The organism is Caulobacter sp. 05T431 (genome assembly GCF_056665975.1).
Map to the genome: position 1 here is coordinate 129704 of NZ_JBFTKU010000013.1, position 18753 is coordinate 148456.

Genomic DNA, 18753 nt, shown 5'->3' on the forward strand with positions numbered 1-18753 from the left:
ATTTTCTTGTTCTGATGGTTCTAGGTTGAGAGTTTGGCCTATGGCCGGGCCTCGCCGGCCGCCGGGATCGCCGAAGCGGCCAGCTTGGCGGCCCACTTGGGATTGAGGGCGGCCCGCAGTTGGGCGACGTCGAGACCCCGCTCCCAACGCGAGACCACGATGGTGGCGACGGCGTTGCCGGTGAAGTTGGTCAGGGCCCGGCATTCGGAMATGAAGCGGTCCACGCCCAGGATCAGGGCCATGCCGGCCACCGGCACCGACGGCACCACCGACAAGGTGGCCGCCAGGGTGATGAAGCCCGCGCCGGTGACGCCCGCCGCGCCCTTGGAGCTGAGCATGGCCACGCCCAGCAGCAGCACCTGGTCTTCCAGCGACAGGTGCACGCCGGTGGCCTGCGCGATGAACAGGGCCGCCAGGGTCATGTAGATGTTGGTGCCGTCGAGGTTGAACGAATAGCCCAGCGGCACGACCAGCCCGACCACCGACTTGGGACAGCCGGCCTTTTCCAGCTTCTCGATCAGGCTGGGCAGGGCCGCTTCCGACGAGCTGGTGCCCAGCACCAGCAGCAGCTCGGCCTTCAGGTAGCGGATCAGGCTGAAGATCGAGAAGCCGTTGATCCAGCCCACGATGCCGAGGATCACGATCACGAAGAACAGCGAGGTCAGGTAGAAGGTCCCCACCAGCAGCGCGAGGTTGGCGATCGAGCCGATGCCGTACTTGCCGATGGTGAAGGCGAAGGCCCCGAACGCCCCGATCGGCGCGGCCTTCATCAGCACGTGGACCAGGCGGAAGAACGCCTCGGCGGTCGCTTCCAGGAAGGTCAGGACCGGCTGACCGCGATCGCCGACCATGGCCAGCGACAGGCCGAACAGGATCGAGAAGAACAGCACCTGCAGGATCTCGCCCTCGGCGAAGGCGCTGACCACGGTGTCCGGGATGATGTGCATCAGGAAGCCGACGATCGTCTGGTCGTGGGCCTTGGCCTCGAAGGCCGCGATCTTGGTGGTGTTCAGCGTGGCCGGGTCGATGTTCATGCCGGCGCCCGGCTGGACGACGTTGGCGACGACCAGGCCGACGATCAGGGCCAGGGTCGAGAACACCAGGAAGTAGACGAACGCCTTCAGGGCCACGCGACCGACCTTGTCCAGGTCGCGCATGCCGGCGATGCCCGTCACCACGGTCAGGAAGATCACCGGCGCGATGATCATCTTCACCAGCTTGATGAAGGCGTCGCCCAGCGGTTTGAGGCTTTCCCCCACCCCAGGATAGTAGTGGCCGACAGCCGCCCCCGCCGCGATCGCGAGCAGCACCTGGAAGTAGAGGTGTCGATAGAACGGCTTGGGCCGCGCGGGGGCGGTCGGGGTGATCGTCTTCACTGGCGCCTCTTGGCCGGCCGTGCGGCCGCGTTTCCATCCCGCGTCCCTTTGCGAAGACGCTTGGTTAGACGATCCTTGTTGCGGAGAAGCGGCGCAAGCACGCCAAGCTGAAGCTTCTATCGGTTGTTTTTATTGATGTTTGCGGGAAGCACCCTAGTCGCGACGACTCCGAGGACGGCGAATTTCCGCCCGAGATTTGGCGATTTGTGCGAAAATCCGCACATCTTGCCGAAACACCGCCGATGACCAGACCCGCCATGCCGAATCCGGCCGACCCGATCGTCCGTCGCTGGGCCGTTTTCTTCGGCGTCTGCGTGGTCCTGCTCGGCGCGGCCCTGTGGGTCGCCGGCGAGGTCGCCGAGCGTCGCGCGACCGCCGAACTGGCGCGCCAGGCCCAGGCCTCGGCGGCCCTGCACGCGGCGGTGCTGCGCAGCGAGCTGGCCAAGCACCGGTCCCTGCCCTTCGTCCTCGCCCAGGACCCGGACGTCGCCGAGGTCCTGCGGGCCACCGACGGGCGCGGGATCGACGCGCTGAACCGCAAGCTCGAGACCCTCAGCGGCGGCACCCGCGCCGCTGTGATCTATGTGCTGGACGCCAGGGGCATGACCATCGCCGCCAGCAACTGGCGCGAACCGACCAGCTTCGTCGGCTCCGACTACAGCTTCCGGCCCTATTTCCGCGACGCGCGGTCGGCCGGCGTGGCCGAGCTGTTCGCCCTGGGCACGGTCAGCCGCCGGCCGGGCCTGTTCATGTCGCGGCGGATCGACGGCCCGGACGGCATGCTGGGCGTCGTCGTGGTCAAGGTCGAGTTCGAGGCGCTGGAGGCCGACTGGTCCTCGGCGGAGCCGGCCTTCGCCGCCGACCCGCGGGGCGTGATCCTGGTCACTTCGATTCCCGCCTGGCGGTTCTCGACCCTGACACCCCTGCCCCGGTCCGAGCAGCAGCGGTTGCGGGCCGAGCACCGATTCGGCGAAGCGCCATTCTCCCTCCTGGACGTGCGCCCCGCCGTGGTCGCCGGCCGGCCGCCGCGCCTGACGACGACCGCCCTGCCCGGCCAGCCCGTCGCCCACTACATGGCGGCCAGCGCCGACCTCGGCGCCTCGGGCTGGACGGTCTTCACCCTGACGCCGACCGGCTCGATCCTCAGCGGCGCGGTGGCCGGGGCCAGGGCCGTGGCGCTGCTGGTCGGCCTGACGATCTGCGGCCTGGCCGGCGCCGTGCTGCGCTGGCGCGGCCAGGCCAGCCTCCGCGCCGCGCGCCAGGAAGCCGCCCGCATCGAGCTGGAGGCCCGGGTCGAGGAGCGCACCGCCGAGCTGCGCAAGTCCAACCGCCGGCTGACGGTGGAGATGGAGGAGCGGCGGCGGGCCGAGGCCCACGTCCACCTGATGCGCGACGAACTGGTGCAGTCCAACAAGCTGGCGACCCTGGGCCAGATCGCCGCCGGGGTGGCGCACGAGATCAACCAGCCGGTCGCCGCGATCCGTGCCTATGCCGACAACGCCTCGATCTTCCTGGACCGCGCCGATCCGGACACCGCGCGAAGCAATCTGGGCCTGATCTCGGGCCTGACCGACCGCATCGGCCTGATCACCGACGAACTGCGCGCCTTCGCCCGCAAGACCAGCGCGCCCGCCGCGCCGGTGACGGTGCGCGAAGCGGTGGACGGCGCCCTGCTGCTGGTCGGACCTCGCCTTCGCCAGACCGGCGTCCGCATCGTCCGCCGCGAGGGCGACGAGGAAGCCTTGGTCATGGCCGAGCGGTTCCGGCTGGAGCAGGTGCTGGTCAACCTGCTGCAGAACGCCCTGGAGGCCCTCGAAGGCGCGCCGGACCCGGAGATCGCCATCCAGGTCGCGCCCCGCCGGTCGCAGATCCGGATCGCCATCGCCGACAACGGCCCCGGCCTGACCCCCGAGGCGGCCAAGACCCTGTTCACGCCGTTCGCCACCACCAAGCCCCGGGGGCTGGGCCTGGGCCTGGTCATCAGCCGCGACATCGTCGCCGAGTTCGGCGGCGAGCTGACCCTGGACCCGGCTCCTGCCGGCGCGCGGTTCGTCATTTCCCTGTCCAAGGCGCGTTAGATGCAGATTTCCGTCAACCAGGTCGCCTTCATCGACGACGACGACGCCCTGCGCGGCGCCAATGTCCAGACCTTGCAGTTGGCGGGGCTGGACGTGCTGGCCTTCGGCTCGGCCGAAGCGGCCCTAGCGGCTCTGGACGAAGGCTTCCCGGGCGTGGTGATCAGCGACATCCGCATGCCCAATATGGACGGCCGCCAGCTGTTCCGACGGCTGAAGGACCAAGACTCCGACCTACCGGTGATCCTGATCACCGGCCACGCCGACGTCGCCGAGGCGGTGGAGGCCATGCACGACGGCGTCTACGATTTCCTCCCCAAGCCGTACGCGCCCGAGCGGCTGGTCACCAGCGTGCGGCGCGCCCTTGAGAAGCGCCGCCTGGTGCTGGAGAACCGCCACCTGCGCGCGGCCGCCGAGGCGGCGCAATCGGACTGGCCGCTGATCGGCCAGACCCAGGTGATGGAGCGGTTGCGCTCGACCCTGCGCCAACTGGCCAGCGCCGATGTCGATGTCCTGCTCGAGGGCGAGACCGGGGTCGGCAAGGAGCTGGCGGCCCGGGCCCTGCACAACTGGGGTCGGCGGCGCGACCGCGAGTTCGTCGCCGTCGACTGCGCGGCCCTGCCGGCCTCGACGCTAGAGAGCGAGTTGTTCGGCCATGAGCTGGGCGCCTTCAACGGCGCGATGCGCCAGAGGGTCGGCCGCATCCAGCAGGCCGATCGCGGCACCCTGTTCCTCGACGAGATCGAGACCCTGGCGCCCGACGCCCAGGGCAAGTTCCTGCGCGTGCTGGAGGAGCGCGAGATCGTTCCGCTGGGCTCCAACCGCGTTCATACGCTGGACATCCGGGTGGTGGCCGCCGCCAAGCCGGCCCTGATCGACGCGGTGGCCACCGGCGCCTTCCGGCAAGACCTGTTCCATCGCCTGGACGTCGTGCGGATACGCATCCCGCCGCTTCGAGAGCGCCGCGAGGATGTCCCGCTGCTGTTCGCCCATTTCCTGGCGCGGGCCTGCGAGCGGCTGGGCCGCCCGTCGCCGGCCATGAACGACGTCGTCCGCTGGCGGCTGCTGAACCACGACTGGCCGGGCAATGTGCGCGAACTGAGCCACTACGCCCAGCGGGTCGCCCTGGGCATGACCGACACCGGCGACACCGTTCCGCGGGCCTTGCAGCCGCTGCCTGAGCGCATCGCGGCCTACGAAGCGCATCTGATCGAGGAAACGCTCGCCGCCTGCGGCGGTGACGTCCGCACGGCGCTCGAGCTCCTCAAGGTTCCGCGCAAGACCTTCTATGACAAGGTCGAACGGCATGGCTTGAACCTGGCCCGGTTCCGAAAGAAGGGCGCATCCCAGTGATCAAATCCGCTTGGCCGGCGACAGGCGAAGGCCGCCTGGTCAGCCGGCTTCGCGTCTCAGGATTTCACCGATACGACGCCCAAGCTGTTCGATGGCGAACGGCTTGCCGATGATCTCCATTCCGCCGTCGAGGAAGGCGGCCTGGTCGGCGGCCTGCTTGGCGTAGCCGGTCATGAACAGGATCGGCAGGTCGGGTCGCCGCTCGCGAGCGATCTCGGCCAGCTGCCGCCCGTTGAGGCCTGGCAGCCCCACGTCGCTGATGAGCAGGTCGATGTGCCGCGAGGACTCGAGGATCGGCACGGCCTGACGGCCGTCGGCGGTCTCGATGCCTTGGTAGCCCAGCTCTTCCAGCACCTGCATCACCAGCAGTCGCACGGCGGCGTCGTCCTCGATGACCAGGACGGTTTCGCCGGCGCCGATGGGCGCGGATTCGTCGGAGACCGCGACCGACGCCTCCACGGCGCCCAGATGGCGGGGCAGGAAGAGCTGGATGGTCGTGCCCTGCCCCTCGGTGCTGTCGATGACCACATGGCCCCTGGACTGCTGGATGAAGCCGTAGATCATCGACAGGCCCAGGCCCGTCCCCTGCCCCAGCGGCTTGGTGGTGTAGAAGGGATCGAAGACCTTCTGGAGCACTTCGGGCGGCATGCCCGTGCCCGTGTCGGTCACGCTGATCGCCACGTAGTCCCCGGCCTCGGCGTGGTCGCTGTCGGCCAGCTCGCGGTCCGTCAGATGGACGTTGCGCGCGGCGATGATCAGCTCGCCGCCGTCAGGCATGGCGTCGCGCGCGTTGATGCCCAGGTTCAGGATGGCGCTTTCCAGCTGGTTGTCGTCGGCGACGGCCGGCCAGAGATCGGGCGCGACGTCTATGCGCAGCGACACCTGCTCGCCCAGGGTCCGGCGCAGCAGGTCTTCCATCGAGGCCGTCAGGGTCCCCACGTCCAGCGGACGGTTGTCCAGGGTCTGGCGGCGCGAGAAGGCGAGCAGGCGGTGCGTCAGCGCCGCGGCGCGCTGCCCAGACTGCATCGCCGCGTCCAGGAAGCGGTCGACGTCCCCCATTCGGCCTTCTGCGATGCGACGACGCACCATGTCGATGCCGCCGAGGATGCCCGTCAGCATGTTGTTGAAGTCGTGGGCCAGGCCGCCGGTCAGCTGGCCCACGGCCTCCATCTTCTGGCTTTGGCGCAGTTGGTCCTCCAGCGCCTTGCGCTGGGTGACGTCGCGGCCGATCCCGTAGATGGCGTCGCCTTCCGGCATGGCGGTCCAGTTGACCCACAGATAGGTCCCGTCCTTGGCCCGCATGCGGCAATCGAAATCGCCGATGGCCTCGCCGTGCGAGAGAACGGCGAAACGCTCCATGGCCGCCTCGTGGTCGTCCGGATGGACCAAGCTCCCGGCGGAGACGCCCACGAGGTCGGCTTCGTCATAACCCAGCAGCGCCTTCCAGGCGGGGTTGGCCGCGCGATAGAGGCCGTCCGGCCCGATCACGTGCAGCAGGTCGCGCGACAGGTTCCAGACCCGATCGCGTTCCTGGGTGCGCGCCGCGACGCGGACCTCCAGCGTCTCGGTCAGCACGCGAAGCTGCTCTTCCGAGCGCTTGGTCGAGGTGATGTCGTAGACCACGCCGATGAAGCTGACGCCGCCCGTTCCGTGCGGCCGGTATTCGCCCCGCGACGCGAGCCAGCGCTCCTCGCCGGTGTCGGCCCTGCGGATGCGGAATTCATGGAAGGCGGGGCCGAAGACGTGCTGTCCGTCACGTCCCTGGATGATCKGCGGGTCGTCGGGATGCACCAGGGCGTTGATGGTGCGGACGGGAAGGCTGGTCGCCGGCCGCAGGCCCAGGAGCTGGCAGAACTGCTCGGAGACCTCGGCGGTCMCGTAGCCGCTGAGATATTCGAACGATCCGACGCCGCCTGCGGTCTGGGCCACCAGCAGCTGTTCCTCGACCCGCTTCTGGTCGGTGATGTCGGCCAGGACGCCCGAGAACCGGACGGGACGATCCTGGGCGTCGAGATAGGTGCGTCCGCGGGCCGACACCCAGTGGACGACGCCGTCCCGCACGACGCGGTAGTCGCGCGTGAACACCTCGGCGCCGTTCAGGGCCCCCGCCACGGCGATCTTCAGCCGCAACCGATCGTCGGCGTGGACCGGCGCGAAGAACGACGAGGTAGGCAGGCCCTGGGCGGCTTCCACGGGATCGAGGCCGTAGAGATTGGCGAAGCGGACGTCGGCGACCAGCGTGCCCGCCGCGATATCCCACTCCCAGGCCCCGGCCGCGCCCGCGATCGCCTGGGCGACCCGAAGCCGCTCCTGCGCCTCGGCCAGCCGCTGTCGGCTGACACGAAGCTGCTCGACCACGATTTCGTCGGCATACTCGCCGGTGACGTCGGCCTGGGTGGCGAAACGATAAGCGGGCGCCCCGTCCGCATCGCGCAAGGTGGTGATGTTCAGCCGGTTCCAGAACGGGGTTCCGTCGCGGCGTCGGTTCAGGATGTCGGCGGTGACGGCCCCGTCGCGCCGAAGTCCCTCGGCGATGAGCGCTACGGTCTCGCGATCCCTGACGGCGTCCTGAAGGAAGCGGCAGTTGCGCCCGACCGCCTCCCGCGCCGCATAGCCGGTCAGGCTTTCAAACGCCGCGTTCACGTAGACGATGGGATCGTCGTCCCGTCGAGGATCGGTCACCGTGACCGCGACGCCCGATTTCACCAGGGCGTCGAACAACGGCCCGGCCATGGCGCGCAACGCCTCCAGCGCCCGGCCCGTCTCGGAATCCTGGTGACGTATCGCGGCGTCGGCCTCGGTCATGACCCAAACCCAACGCCAAGCTTGGCAATAGGTTCAATCATGGTCAGGCGTCGCCGACCACGCGCTCGATGAAATCGGCGATCAGGCCCTTCAGCGCTTGCAGGGACGGCAGGTCCATCAGCATGGCGATATAGCCCCGGATGTCCCGGTCGTTGATGGCGAAGTTGATGTACAGGAACAGCACCACGCCGCCGTCGGCGGCCTCCGGCGCCAGGTGGAACAGTTTCGAGCCGTCGCCGCGGATCACTTCCGGCAGCGACATGGTCAAGGGCCGCTGCAGCATGTTGGCCATGGTCGCCAGGCAGCTGTTGAGCACCACGTTGCCGGTCTCGGCCAGCGCCTCGTCTTCCATGTCGGCGGCGTCGGCGGCCGACAGCGCGCCGCCGGTCACCGCATGCACCAGCGCCATGCTGTTGGACTGCGGGAAGATCAACAGGGCCCGCCCCGAGAACACGCCGTCGAAATCCTGACGGACGGCGACCAGTTCGCCGCTTTCTCGCTCCCGGATCAGCGTCGTGGCGCCCTCGCGGGTGACGACCTCGACCGCGGGGACCGACAACAGCACCTGCTCGCCCACCATCTTGCGAAGATTGGCGGCCGCGCGGCTGACGCCGATATTGACCAGTTCGGTCAGGGCGTCGCGCTCCAGGTCGTCGAGCAGGATGGATCCCGCGGTCATTGCGCCGCCGATCGCAACCGCAGCGCGGCGCCCGACAGGAAGCCGCGCATGCCCTCCTCGGTCACCGGCTTGGCGATGAACGTGGCGTTGGCGGCCCGCGCCCGGCTGATGATCTCATCCTGGACGTTGGCGGTGGCCACGGCGATCGGCATGGTCGGGAAGCGCTCGCGCAGTTCCTCGGCCAGCGCCAGGCCGTCCCGGCCGGGCATGTTGTAGTCGAGGACGGCCACGTCGATCGCCTGGGCTTCGAAGGCGGCGATCGCCTCGTCGGCGTTGCCGGCCTCGACCCGCGTCCAATCGGGTTGCAGGGCCGCGATCGCCTTGCCCAGGACGATCCGCGCCAGCTTGCTGTCGTCGACGATGAGAACGGTCGTCCCCATGAACTTCTCCTCGCACCGCCGCGCAACGGCGCGGCGTCAAAAACTATGGTCTCGAAACATCCGACGGTCGTCCGCCGGTCAGGGCGGGCAGCAATCGATCTCGCAGGAAGGGATCGTCGGGAATGCCGACGATTGTAGGACGAAAGGCGAGGATCGCCTGAACAACCGCCGCATGCAGACCTTCGCACATCGACAGGTCCAACGTGGAGTCCGAAACGCCTTGTAGCAGAGCCGTTAGGGGCTCTGCGTCCTCTACCCGACAGACTCCCCGCAGGCGGATGACCGGACCGTCGCTCAAAACCGTCATAGGACCAGCTCCGCCGGGTCCAGGACCATCAGGACCGCACCGTCCGCCAGCAGGGTGGCGCCCATGACGCCCGGCGCCCCGGCGAGCAACCCCGTCATGGGGCGCACCGTCGCGTCCATCCGGTCGACGATGGCGTCCACCGAGAAGCCGACGAGCTCGCCGCGAGCCCGCGCGATCACCACCCGCTCGCTCGGTCGGTGTCCGGAAGCGGCCGCGCCCACCAGGTCGCCGAGCGACACCAGCGGGACCACCGCGTCGCGCAGTTGGAACGCCCTGCCCGCCCGCACCGGAACGATGCGTTCTGTCGGCACCCGGACGGTCTCGACCACGGTGTCCAGCGCGAGGCCGTAGCGCTCGTCGCCGCAGGTCACGACCATGACCTTGGTCAGCACCATGGTGACCGGCAGCATGAACCGCACGGTCGTGCCTTGGCCCACCCGGCTGTCGACGACGACCTTGCCGCCCAGCTTCTGGGCCGCGTCGCGCACCACGTCCATGCCGACCCCCCGGCCGGACACCGCGCTGATCTGGCTGGCCGAGGAAAAGCCTGGGGTGAAGATCAGGTCGATCGACGCCTGGTCGTCCAGGCGGTCGGCCGCCTCCTGCGTCAGCATTCCGCGCTGGACCGCCAGGGCGCGGATTCCAGCCGGATCGATCCCCGCGCCGTCGTCGCGCACCTCGATCACCACCTGGTCCGCCGCCGCCCTGGCCGTGAACCGGATCGAGGCGGCGACCGGCTTACCGGACCGCGCGCGGACCCCGGCCGGCTCGACCCCGTGGTCGATGGCGTTGCGCAGGACGTGCAGCAGGGGCTCGAACAGCCCGTCGACGATGGTCTTGTCGACCTCGACGTCGCCGCCCTCCACCTCGAGGGAGACGACCTTGTCCAGCGAACGGGCGATTTCCCGCGCCAGCCGATGGAACCGCGCGAACAGCGGGCCCAGGGCCACCAGGCGCACCTTGCCCACCGTCGCGTGCAGATCACCGACCAGCCGGTCCAGCTGGACCTGCCGCGCACGGAGGGCCTGACCCAGGGCCTGGCCGCCGGGAAGCCCTTCGGCCTGCGCGGCCAGGTCCGCCAGGCCATTCTTGGCGATGACCAGGTCGCCGGCCAGGGCGGCCAGGCGATCCACGCGCTCGGCGTCGATCCGCAGCGTCTTGCGCGCGCCGTGCTCCGGCGCCGGCGCAGCCTCGTCCGTCGTCAGATCGACGACCTCGACCTGGTCGGCCACGAAGCGGAAGGCCGCTTCGACCTCGGCGCGACTGGCGGTCGACACCGCCTCCAGCACCAGATTGCAGGCGTAGGGGTCGTAGTCCTCGAGCCCGCCCCAGGGCTCGCGCGGCGAGATCTTCAGACCGGCAAGGCCCGGCAACGCCGCGACGATGGCGACGGGATCGTCGCCGGAAAAATAGCTGTCGGCGCGCGGCGTGTAGCGGACGGCCGTCGCGCCCAGGCCGCCGAACGCTTCGGGCGGGCGCCAGCTGGTCGCCGCCGCCGGGGCCGCCGTGTCCGTCGCGGCGCTCATCGAGGCCACCAGGGCGCGCAACCGCTTCGTCTCGGTCTCGCCGGCCTGTTCGGCGTCGGCCGGCAGGACGCCGGCGTCGTCCAGCGCGTCCAGCCAGCGATCGACGGTGTCGACGACGCTGAACAGGGCTTCGAAGTCCTCGGCCACGCCGGTGCGCTCGGCGCGCAGCAGGCTCAGCAAGTCCTCGGCCGCGTGCAGCATCAGGCTCATCGGGCGCAGATCGAACAATCCCGCCGAGCCCTTCAGGGTGTGGATCGCTCGAAAGCAGCCGTCCAGGGCGCCGGCGTCGTCCGGCTGGCGCGCCAGGCTGGCCAGGTCATGTTCCGCACTGGCGACCAGCTCGCGGCCTTCGCTMAGGAACTGGACCATCAGGTCGTCGGTCATGCGGCCTCTCCCGGCCGCTGGAAGACGACCGCGTCCTCGAACCGGCGGACCAGGAAGCGGTCGCTGATGCGGCTCATCGACTCCGTATGTCCCAGGCACAGATAGCCGCCCGGGTTCAGTCGGTCATAGAGGTTCCTGGCGGCCGTCAGCCGCGAGGCGTCGTCGAAATAGATCAGCACGTTTCGGCAGAAGATGACATCGAACATCCCCTGCTCCGCCAGGCCCGGCCCGTCCACCAGGTTGGCCTTGGTGAAGGTCACCGACTCGCGCAGGTCGTTGATGAGCTTGCGGCGATGCCGGCGGCTCGGTTCGAAATAGGCCTCGACGACCTCGGGCGGCAGTCGCGACAGCGCGCGTTCGCCGTACAGCCCTTCGTGCGCGGCGTGCAGCGCCCGCGTGTCGATGTCGGACCCGATGATCTCGACATTGTAGGCGTCCACCAAGCGCCAGTTCTCAAGCAGCCAGATCGCGATCGAATAGGCTTCCTCGCCCGTCGAGCACGGCGCCGACCAGATTCTGATCTTGTCGCCCGGACGGCGCAAGGTGATCAAGTCCGGCAGCAGCGACCGGCTGAGGCAGGCCAGCTGATGCTCCTCGCGGTAGAAATAGGTCTCGTTGACCGTGAAGGCGTTGATCAGCGCCTCGCGTTCGACCGGGTCGGCCCGCAGTTGGCCGAAATAGGCCGAGAAGTCGTGGCAGTTGGTGGCCACGATCCGGTCGGCCACCCGCCGCTCGATGTAGTAGCGCTTGCTCTCGCCGAACTGCATGCCGGTCTGGCGATACAGGAACTCGCAGACCCTCTTCAGGTCGTCGGCGCTCAGATGCGCCTGCTCGGGCGTGGGGGTCCGGCTCACCCTGCCCGGACCATGTCGCGGATCTTGCCCGCGATGGCGTCGACCGGAACCACGACGTCCGCCCCTCCCGCCTTCACCAGCTCGCCCGGCATACCCCAGACGACCGCGGTGTCCTCGGACTCGGCGATCGTGCGCCCGCCCGCCCCGCGCAGCGCGGTCATGGCCCGCGCGCCGTCGTCGCCCATGCCGGTCATCAGCACCCCGACCAGCCTCGCGGGCGGCATGACCGCGGCCACGCTGTCCACCAGCCGGTCGACGCTGGGATGCCAGCGATGCGCGGCGCTGGACGGGGTCGACAGCGCCACGGGTCCGGCGGCCCGGCGGCTGACGATCATGTCGGCGTCGCCCCGCGCGACGTAGACGCAGCCCGGGACCAAAGGCGTGGGCCGCGCCACCTCGATCACCCGCAAGGCGCACAGGCCGTCCAACCGATGGGCCAGGGACGCGGTGAACGCCGCCGGCATGTGCTGGGCCACCAGGATCGGCCAAGGGAAATCGGCCGGGATCTCGGAAAGCACCGCGTCGAGAGCCGGCGGACCGCCGGTCGAGGTCCCGATGATCACCAGGCCCGGCGGCGTGCCGGCCGGCTGGGGCTTCCAGGCCGCGCCCGTCTTGCCGCGCGGCGCCGGCGGCGGAACGATCGCGCCGTGGCGGGCCCTCAGGCGCTCGGCCAGGCGATGCGATCGGCGCAGGCGCGACGCCGCGGCCGTCACGACCTTCTCGACCAGGACCGGGGCGAACTCGTCGATCGCCAGCGACACCGCGCCGCCCGGCTTGACGACGAAATCCACGGCGCCCAGTTCCAGGGCCTCCAAGGTGGCGTCCGCGCCCTCGGTCGTCAGCGACGAAACCATCACCACCGGACAGGGCCGCTCGACCATGATCCGGTCCAGGCAGCTGAGCCCGTCCATGCGCGGCATCTGGACGTCGAGGGTGATCACGTCGGGCTTGAAGGCGTGGACCTGCGCCAGCGCCTCGACGCCGTCGCGCGCGAAGGCGACCTCGAACCCCGGTTCATTCTGGAAAACATCGCCCAAGACGCGGCGCATCAGGGCGGAATCGTCGACGATCAACAGGCGTGTCACGGGGTGGACGACCTCGCCGTCAGGTCGCGCAGCAGGTCGGCTTCGGCGCGCTCCAGCAGCGCACGCGGATCGATGAGCAAGATGACGTCCCCCTCGCGCTCCACCTTCGCGGCGCGGTCGAACAGAACGTCGCCATCGCCGGAGAGTTCCGGCGCGGGCATCAGGTCCTCGGCCTCGACCTCGAGGATCCTGGCCACGGCGTCGACGGCGAACCCCGCCTGCAGTCCGTCCAGCGTGACCACGACGACGCGACGCGCCTCGCCGGTCGCTTCACCGGAGACCGAGAAACGCTGGCGCTGGTCGATCACGGGGATCACCTTGCCCCGCAGGCTCATCACGCCCTGGACATAGGCCGGGGCCTTGGGCAGGCGGGTCAGGGTCTCGGGCAGGCGCACCACCTCGTCGACGGCGGCGATGGGCAGGCCATAGGTCTCGTCGCCCAGGCGGATGACCAGGAAGCGCTCGCGCGACGTCGCCGAGGTCGTGCTGGCCATGGCTGTATCCTTTTGGTCGCCGGTCCCGGCGAGCAGTTGCGAGACCCTGTCGTCGGCGAGCACCCGTTCCGGGGCGAGGATCGAGACCAGGCCGCGACCGTCCGGCAGCCGCAGGACGGAGTCGATCCGCGCCTCGCCGCCGGCGCGATTGAACAAGGTGGGCGCGGGCCCCACGGCGTCGCGCGACGCGCGCAGGATGACGCTGATCCGATCGACCAGCAGCGCCAGGCGATGGCCGCCGATGCGTATGACGACGATGCGGTCGTCGGCCCGTACGTCGCGCTCGGTCAGTCCCAGAAGAGCGCGGAGGGAGACGACCGGCAGCACCTCGTCGCGCAGTTCGAAGACGCCGATCATCACCGCCTCGGTGCGCGGCAAGGCGACCACGGCCTTCGGGACGGCCATCACCTCGGCCACGGCGTCCAGCGGCAGGGCGTAGTCCTGTCCGGCCAGGATGAACCCCAGGAAGGCCAGGTCCGGCGCCGCCGCGACCGCCGGCCGCGCGGCGACCTCGCGCTCCGGCGCGCGACGCGCCGCCCTGAAGGCCGAGAACCGATCCTGCAGCGCCGCGTCCAGGTCGAGCCAGCGCGCGCCGCCGGCGTCGTCCAGCATCAGGCGCCCGTGCTGGAGCTCGGCCTGGCTGTCGCTTTCCGACGCGTTCAAGGCCTCGATGGAGTCCACGGCCAGGCCGATCGGCGGATCGCGGCGCAGCACCACGACCCTGGTCGTGTCCGTTTGGTGGTCGTCGCCCAGCAAGGCGCCCAGCGACACCACCGGCAGCACCAGGCCGCGCAGGTGCGTGACGCCCAGCAGGCCGGGCGGCCCGTGCGGCATGCGGGTGACGCGCGGCGTGCGGATCACCTCGGCGACGCCGGCGGCGGCCATGGCCACGCGCGCGCCGCCGACGCGCACCGTCAGCCGCTGGCGGATGTCGTCGGACGTCATCCTAGCCCGCCGCGGCTTGCTGCAGCTCGTTGGCCAGAAGCGCGATCTCCTCGATCGCCGCGGCCAGTTCCTCGGCGCTCTGCGACTGCTGGCGAGCCGCCGCCGCGGCCTGGGCGGCGGCGCTGCTAGCCTCCTCGGCGGCCGAGGCGATCTGGCCGATTCCCGACGACACCTGGGCGCTGGCCGCCAGGACGTCCTCCGCGCCCCTGGCGATATCGTCCGCGCCGACCTTGAGCGCCGCGGTGTCGAGGGCGACCTGGGCCAGACGGGCCTCGATGGCGCGGTTCTTGTCGAGTTCGGCGCTGGCCAGGGCGTTGATCTGATCGACCTCGCGACGGACCTTGGCGATCTGGGCGACGATGCCCGTGACCAGGTCCTTGACCGCATCGGCGTTGTGCGAGGCGTCGCGCGCCAGGGTGCGGATGTCGCCCGACACCACCGCGAAGCCTCGCCCCGCCTCGCCGGCCCGGGCGGCTTCCACCGCGCCGCTGGTCGCCAGCATCGTGGTTTGCACGGCCACAAGGCCCAGGCCGTCGACGATCTTGCCGATCGAACCGGCCAGTTCCTCCAGCTGCTCGACGGTCTCCAGGACGGCGGCGTTCTCCTCGACGGACGTCGCGACACCGCGCGCCAGGCGGCCGACAGCGTCGCGGCCGTCGGTCAGCAGGGCCTGCATGACCGCCACGCGCTCAGCGCAGGCGGTCGCGTTGGCGCTGGACTGCCGGGCCGCCTTCTCGATCTCCTCCATGGCGGAGCCGGCCTGCTGGGTCGCGGCCGCCTGGATCTGGGCGCCGCGGCTGATCTGGTCGATGGCCACCAGGATTTCGCCGGCGGCGCCCGATAGCTCCTGCACCGTGGCGGACAACTCCTCGGCCGCGGCCGACGCCTCTTCCGCGGCCGCCGAGCCGCCTTCACCGCCGACCAGCATCTCGATCATCTCGGCCAGGGCGTCGGACGCCGTCTGGCTCTGCTCCAGCGACTGACCCTGCTGCTGCACGGCGCGCTGGGCCTCGGCGGCGGCGGCGGCCTGCTCCTCGGCCGCGCTCGACACGCTCTCGGCGCCGCGTCGCGCCTCGTTGGCGGCGCCCGCGGCCTCGACGGCGGCGATCAGGATCATCTGGCTGTCTTCGCCCAGCGTCGTCATCTCGCGCCGCACKGCGGTCAGGATTTCGCCGACCTGGGCGCCGGCCACGGCCTCGGCCTCGGCGGTCGTCGCGGCCTGGCGCAGCCGATCCGCCGCGTCGCGCACCGAACCGGCGATACGTTCGGCCAGCTCCTGCACGTCCTGGGATCGCTTCTCGGAGGTTTCGGCCAGGGCCCGGACCTCGTCGGCGACCACCGCGAAGCCACGCCCGTCGTCCCCTGCACGCGCGGCCTCGATCGCCGCGTTCAGCGCCAGCAGGTTGGTCTGGTCGGCGATGTCGGCGACGCTCTTGGTGATCTCGCCGATCCGCGCCGCATGGCGCTCCAGGGCCTCGATCACGGTCACGCTGGCCAGTTGCCGCTGGGCGTTGAGGCTGACGGCCTTGACGGAGGCGTCGATGGCCGCGCCGGACTCGGTCAGCAACGTCTGGAGCACTTCGGTGCGCTGCCGCGACGTCTCGGCGCGCTCACGGGCCTGACCGAAGCTGGCGGTCATGGCGGTGACGGCGGCCAGGGATTCGTGGGCGGCTCCGGCCGCCTCCTCGGCGCCGCTGGCGATCTGGGCCAGGGCCCGCCGCAACTCCTCGACCGCGCTGGACGCCTCGGCCAGGCCGCCGGCCAATTCCAGGGTCGCCGCCCCGATCCGCTCGCTGGCGTTCTGGCGGCGAGAGATCGCCTTTCGAGCCGGCGCTCGCGCCACGGCGGGGCTCGACGGCTCGACGGCCTGTTCGGAAGACGAGCCTCGCGTCTTCGCGCGCGACGCCAAGGTCGATTTCTTCACCAGAGCCATGCCGCCCCTCCCAAGCGACCGGGGCCGCCTCTTACACAACACCATTGAACCGCGCCGAACGAGTCCGGCCGGCCCAACCACGCAACAACGAAGACGCGCAATGTCGCGTCAAGGCAAGCTTGGCGGATACGTCGGCAAGCTTGAGCATTGTATCAAACCCCAAACGGCGTCGTTTGTTCCGCCATGCGCGGCCTATGACGTCCCATCCCGGAACGACCGCTCGGGACGGCGATCGCGCGGCGCGCGTAACCCACGAAAGCCGACTCCGTTTCGCCAACAATATCAATTTCTTATCGACGCAAAGCGGAACCACGCGCATCGCCGCCGGTTGGTGACCCATGTCTGGCCCCAATCCCGTTGTCGTGCTGCTGGTCGATGACGAGCCCATGCTGCGCATGATCGCGCGCCAAGGCCTGGAAGACGCCGGCTTCGAGGTCGTCGAGGCGGACGACGCCGAGACCGCCCTGGAAATCCTCGGAGCCCGCGCCGACGTGACCGTGCTCTTCACCGACGTCAACATGCCGGGCCCCCTGGACGGCCTGGCGCTGGCCGAGCGCGTCCACGAACGCTGGCCCGCCATCCAGCTGGTCATCACCTCGGGCCGCGGCCTGACCGCGCCCCTCCCCGACGACGGGCGATTCATGCCCAAGCCCTACAGCATCTCCGAATTGATCAACGCCGTCGGCGAGGCCGCGAAGGAAGGCCATTGATCGGACCACGGCTGCGGTCGGTTCCAGGCTCGCCACGAGGCTCGGCCACCTGGGCGTCGGGCGAGACCCAGGTCCGTTGGTCGTGCGTTTGGGGAATGGCGGAGACGGAGGGATTCGAACCCTCGATACCCTTTTGAGGTATGCCGCTTTAGCAAAGCGGTGCCTTCAGCCTCTCGGCCACGTCTCCTCCTGAGAGGGAGCGGTTCGATAGCCTGTTCGCGGCGGCATGACAACGCGCCGTCGCGAAAAATCCGCGTTAACGTGAAGCTCAGACCGCGCGGCTAGTGTGAACCCTGTTCTACAAAGGGCTCGGGGCTTCATGTCGACCGCTATCGCTCATCCGCCGGAAGGTGAAGACGTCGCCGTGCGCGACGCCCAGCCGGCCACGCCGCGACTCGTCATCGAGGACGAGGCGGCCGAAGCCGTCGGTCGTCGGGGTCCGTTCCGCCCCGGCCGCCTGGTCCCGGCCCGGGCCCGGATGCAGGTGCGCGGCCTGTCGCGGATGTTCCGCGTGGTCGACGGCCTGGTCTTCGCCGGCGTCACGGCCGCCGCCATCTCGATCGCGCGGCCCACGCCCGACGCCTTCGCCCCGCTGGTGCTGGGCGCCCTGGCCCTGCTGCCCGCCCTCTATTTGCTGGAGGCCTACACCTTCCACCGCCGCGAGACCCTGGGCCGCCAGGCCCTGCGGGTCTCGGCCGCCTTCGGCGTGGTCGGGGTGGTGGTGCTGCTGTCCAGCCTGATCTTCGGACACGGCCGCGTCGACGCCGGCCTGCTGGCCGGCTGGGGCGGCGCCCTGGCCCTGGCCACCGCGGCGCTGCACGTCGCCTGGTGGCGCGCGGTCGACCACGGCCGCCGCGACGGCCGCCTGACCCCCAACGTCGTGGTGGTGGGCGCGACGCTCAACGCCGAGCGCTTCATCCGCGGCGCCCTGGCGACCGGCGACGTCAACGTACTGGGCGTCTTCGACGACCGCGCCGACCGCGCGCCGGCCCAGGTGCTGGGCGTGCCGGTGCTGGGCGACACCAACGCCCTGATCGGCCACCGCATCATGCCCTATGTCGACCGGGTGATCATCGCGGTGACCTCCACCGCCCAGGCCCGCGTCGGCCAGTTGGTCGAACGGCTGGAGGTCCTGCCCAACCCGGTCAGCCTGTTCGTCGACCTGAACCGCGAGGCGCAGCGCAACGCCTCCCTGGCCCACTTCGTCGACCTGTCGGGCGCGGCCACCGACGCCCGCCGCGCCCTGGTCAAGCGGGTCCAGGACCTGGTGATCGGATCGCTGGGCCTGCTGGCCGCCTCGCCGGTCATGTTGCTGGTCGCCGTGGCCATCAAGCTGGACAGCCCCGGCCCCGTCTTCTTCCGCCAGCGCCGCCACGGCTTCAATAACGAGGCGATCCTGGTCTGGAAGTTCCGCTCGATGCGCCACGAGGCCGCCGACGCCAAGGCCGCCCGCCAGGTCACCGCCGACGACGACCGCGTCACCAAGGTCGGCAAGTTCATCCGCAAGACCAGCCTCGACGAGCTGCCCCAGCTGTTCAACGTGCTGCGCGGCGAGATGTCGATGGTCGGTCCCCGCCCCCACGCCATCGGCATGAAGAGCGGCGACGTCGAGTCCGAGACCCTGGTCGCCCGCTACGCCCACCGCCACCGCATGAAGCCGGGCGTCACCGGCTGGGCGGCGATCAACGGCTCTCGCGGCCCGGTCGACACGGCCGAGCAGGTGCAGGAGCGTGTCGCCCTGGACGTCGAATACATCGAGCGCCAGTCGTTCTGGCTGGACCTCTACATCATCGCCATGACCATCCCCTGCCTGCTCGGGGACCGGTCGGCGGTGCGCTGAGGACGGG

13 protein-coding genes, 1 tRNA gene and 1 pseudogene are annotated in these 18753 nt (G+C 70.2%); 4 read left to right on the plus strand and 11 right to left on the minus strand.

The window, feature by feature from the left end:
* Positions 1-38 precede the first annotated feature (38 nt).
* Positions 39-1376, minus strand: coding sequence for a dicarboxylate/amino acid:cation symporter (locus tag AC1U89_RS13760; protein WP_479900255.1), 1338 nt, complete (start codon positions 1374-1376; stop codon positions 39-41).
* Between the two features lie 242 nt (positions 1377-1618).
* On the opposite strand from AC1U89_RS13760, the gene AC1U89_RS13765 reads away from it, so the two are divergent.
* Together AC1U89_RS13765 and AC1U89_RS13770 are read left to right on the plus strand one after the other, a co-directional pair.
* The gene (locus AC1U89_RS13765; RefSeq protein WP_479900256.1) at positions 1619-3454 is read left to right on the plus strand and encodes a sensor histidine kinase; all 1836 of its coding nucleotides are present in this window, start codon (positions 1619-1621) and stop codon (positions 3452-3454) included.
* Positions 3455-4804: a sigma-54-dependent transcriptional regulator gene (locus tag AC1U89_RS13770; protein ID WP_479900257.1), complete on the plus strand. Its 1350-nt coding sequence runs from the start codon at positions 3455-3457 to the stop codon at positions 4802-4804. It abuts the gene before it with no gap.
* 39 nt (positions 4805-4843) lie between these two features.
* Here AC1U89_RS13770 and AC1U89_RS13775 read toward each other — a convergent pair whose 3' ends face one another.
* From AC1U89_RS13775 to AC1U89_RS13815, 9 genes and pseudogenes are all read right to left on the minus strand, one after another.
* On the minus strand, positions 4844-7609 hold the full coding sequence (locus tag AC1U89_RS13775) for a PAS domain-containing protein (protein ID WP_479900258.1): 2766 nt from the start codon (positions 7607-7609) through the stop codon (positions 4844-4846).
* A 43-nt stretch (positions 7610-7652) separates the two neighbouring features.
* Positions 7653-8288, minus strand: a complete 636-nt coding sequence (locus AC1U89_RS13780; protein ID WP_479900259.1) for a chemotaxis protein CheX — start codon at positions 8286-8288, stop codon at positions 7653-7655.
* Entirely contained in the window at positions 8285-8668 is a 384-nt protein-coding gene (locus tag AC1U89_RS13785) for a response regulator transcription factor (RefSeq protein WP_479900260.1), read from the minus strand. Before AC1U89_RS13785 ends, AC1U89_RS13780 begins: the two co-directional genes overlap by 4 nt.
* A gap of 303 nt (positions 8669-8971) precedes the next feature.
* Positions 8972-10885 (minus strand): chemotaxis protein CheA, encoded by a 1914-nt coding sequence (locus AC1U89_RS13790; RefSeq protein WP_479900261.1) that lies wholly within the window; start codon positions 10883-10885, stop codon positions 8972-8974.
* Complete coding sequence (locus AC1U89_RS13795) at positions 10882-11739, minus strand: CheR family methyltransferase (protein WP_479900262.1); 858 nt, start codon at positions 11737-11739, stop codon at positions 10882-10884. The genes AC1U89_RS13790 and AC1U89_RS13795 overlap by 4 nt, the downstream gene beginning before the upstream one ends.
* Entirely contained in the window at positions 11736-12824 is a 1089-nt protein-coding gene (locus tag AC1U89_RS13800) for a protein-glutamate methylesterase/protein-glutamine glutaminase (RefSeq protein WP_479900263.1), read from the minus strand. The genes AC1U89_RS13795 and AC1U89_RS13800 overlap by 4 nt, the downstream gene beginning before the upstream one ends.
* Positions 12821-14263: a chemotaxis protein CheW gene (locus tag AC1U89_RS13805; protein ID WP_479900264.1), complete on the minus strand. Its 1443-nt coding sequence runs from the start codon at positions 14261-14263 to the stop codon at positions 12821-12823. Before AC1U89_RS13805 ends, AC1U89_RS13800 begins: the two co-directional genes overlap by 4 nt.
* 1 nt (position 14264) lies before the next feature.
* Positions 14265-15407: a methyl-accepting chemotaxis protein gene (locus AC1U89_RS13810; RefSeq protein ID WP_479900283.1), complete on the minus strand. Its 1143-nt coding sequence runs from the start codon at positions 15405-15407 to the stop codon at positions 14265-14267.
* A gap of 75 nt (positions 15408-15482) precedes the next feature.
* A pseudogene (locus AC1U89_RS13815) lies at positions 15483-16241 on the minus strand (methyl-accepting chemotaxis protein); the annotation flags it as partial.
* A 293-nt stretch (positions 16242-16534) separates the two neighbouring features.
* On the opposite strand from AC1U89_RS13815, the gene AC1U89_RS13820 reads away from it, so the two are divergent.
* Positions 16535-16906, plus strand: coding sequence for a response regulator (locus AC1U89_RS13820; RefSeq protein WP_479900265.1), 372 nt, complete (start codon positions 16535-16537; stop codon positions 16904-16906).
* A 96-nt stretch (positions 16907-17002) separates the two neighbouring features.
* Here the strand turns inward: AC1U89_RS13820 and AC1U89_RS13825 are convergent.
* A tRNA-Ser gene (locus tag AC1U89_RS13825) sits at positions 17003-17093 on the minus strand.
* 132 nt (positions 17094-17225) lie between these two features.
* Here AC1U89_RS13825 and hfsE point away from each other — a divergent pair.
* Positions 17226-18746: a polysaccharide biosynthesis protein HfsE gene (hfsE, locus tag AC1U89_RS13830; protein WP_479900266.1), complete on the plus strand. Its 1521-nt coding sequence runs from the start codon at positions 17226-17228 to the stop codon at positions 18744-18746.
* Positions 18747-18753 lie beyond the last annotated feature (7 nt).

Bases quoted from the DNA above. Each gene is read 5' to 3' on its own strand.
- AC1U89_RS13765 (WP_479900256.1), top strand. From the start codon at position 1,619: ATGACCAGACCCGCCATGCCGAATCCGGCCGACCCGATCGTCCGTCGC.
- AC1U89_RS13770 (WP_479900257.1), top strand. From the start codon at position 3,455: ATGCAGATTTCCGTCAACCAGGTCGCCTTCATCGACGACGACGACGCC.
- AC1U89_RS13780 (WP_479900259.1), bottom strand. From the start codon at position 8,288: ATGACCGCGGGATCCATCCTGCTCGACGACCTGGAGCGCGACGCCCTG.
- AC1U89_RS13785 (WP_479900260.1), bottom strand. From the start codon at position 8,668: ATGGGGACGACCGTTCTCATCGTCGACGACAGCAAGCTGGCGCGGATC.
- AC1U89_RS13805 (WP_479900264.1), bottom strand. From the start codon at position 14,263: ATGACGTCCGACGACATCCGCCAGCGGCTGACGGTGCGCGTCGGCGGC.
- AC1U89_RS13810 (WP_479900283.1), bottom strand. From the start codon at position 15,407: ATGACGACGCTGGGCGAAGACAGCCAGATGATCCTGATCGCCGCCGTC.
- AC1U89_RS13820 (WP_479900265.1), top strand. From the start codon at position 16,535: ATGTCTGGCCCCAATCCCGTTGTCGTGCTGCTGGTCGATGACGAGCCC.
- hfsE (WP_479900266.1), top strand. From the start codon at position 17,226: ATGTCGACCGCTATCGCTCATCCGCCGGAAGGTGAAGACGTCGCCGTG.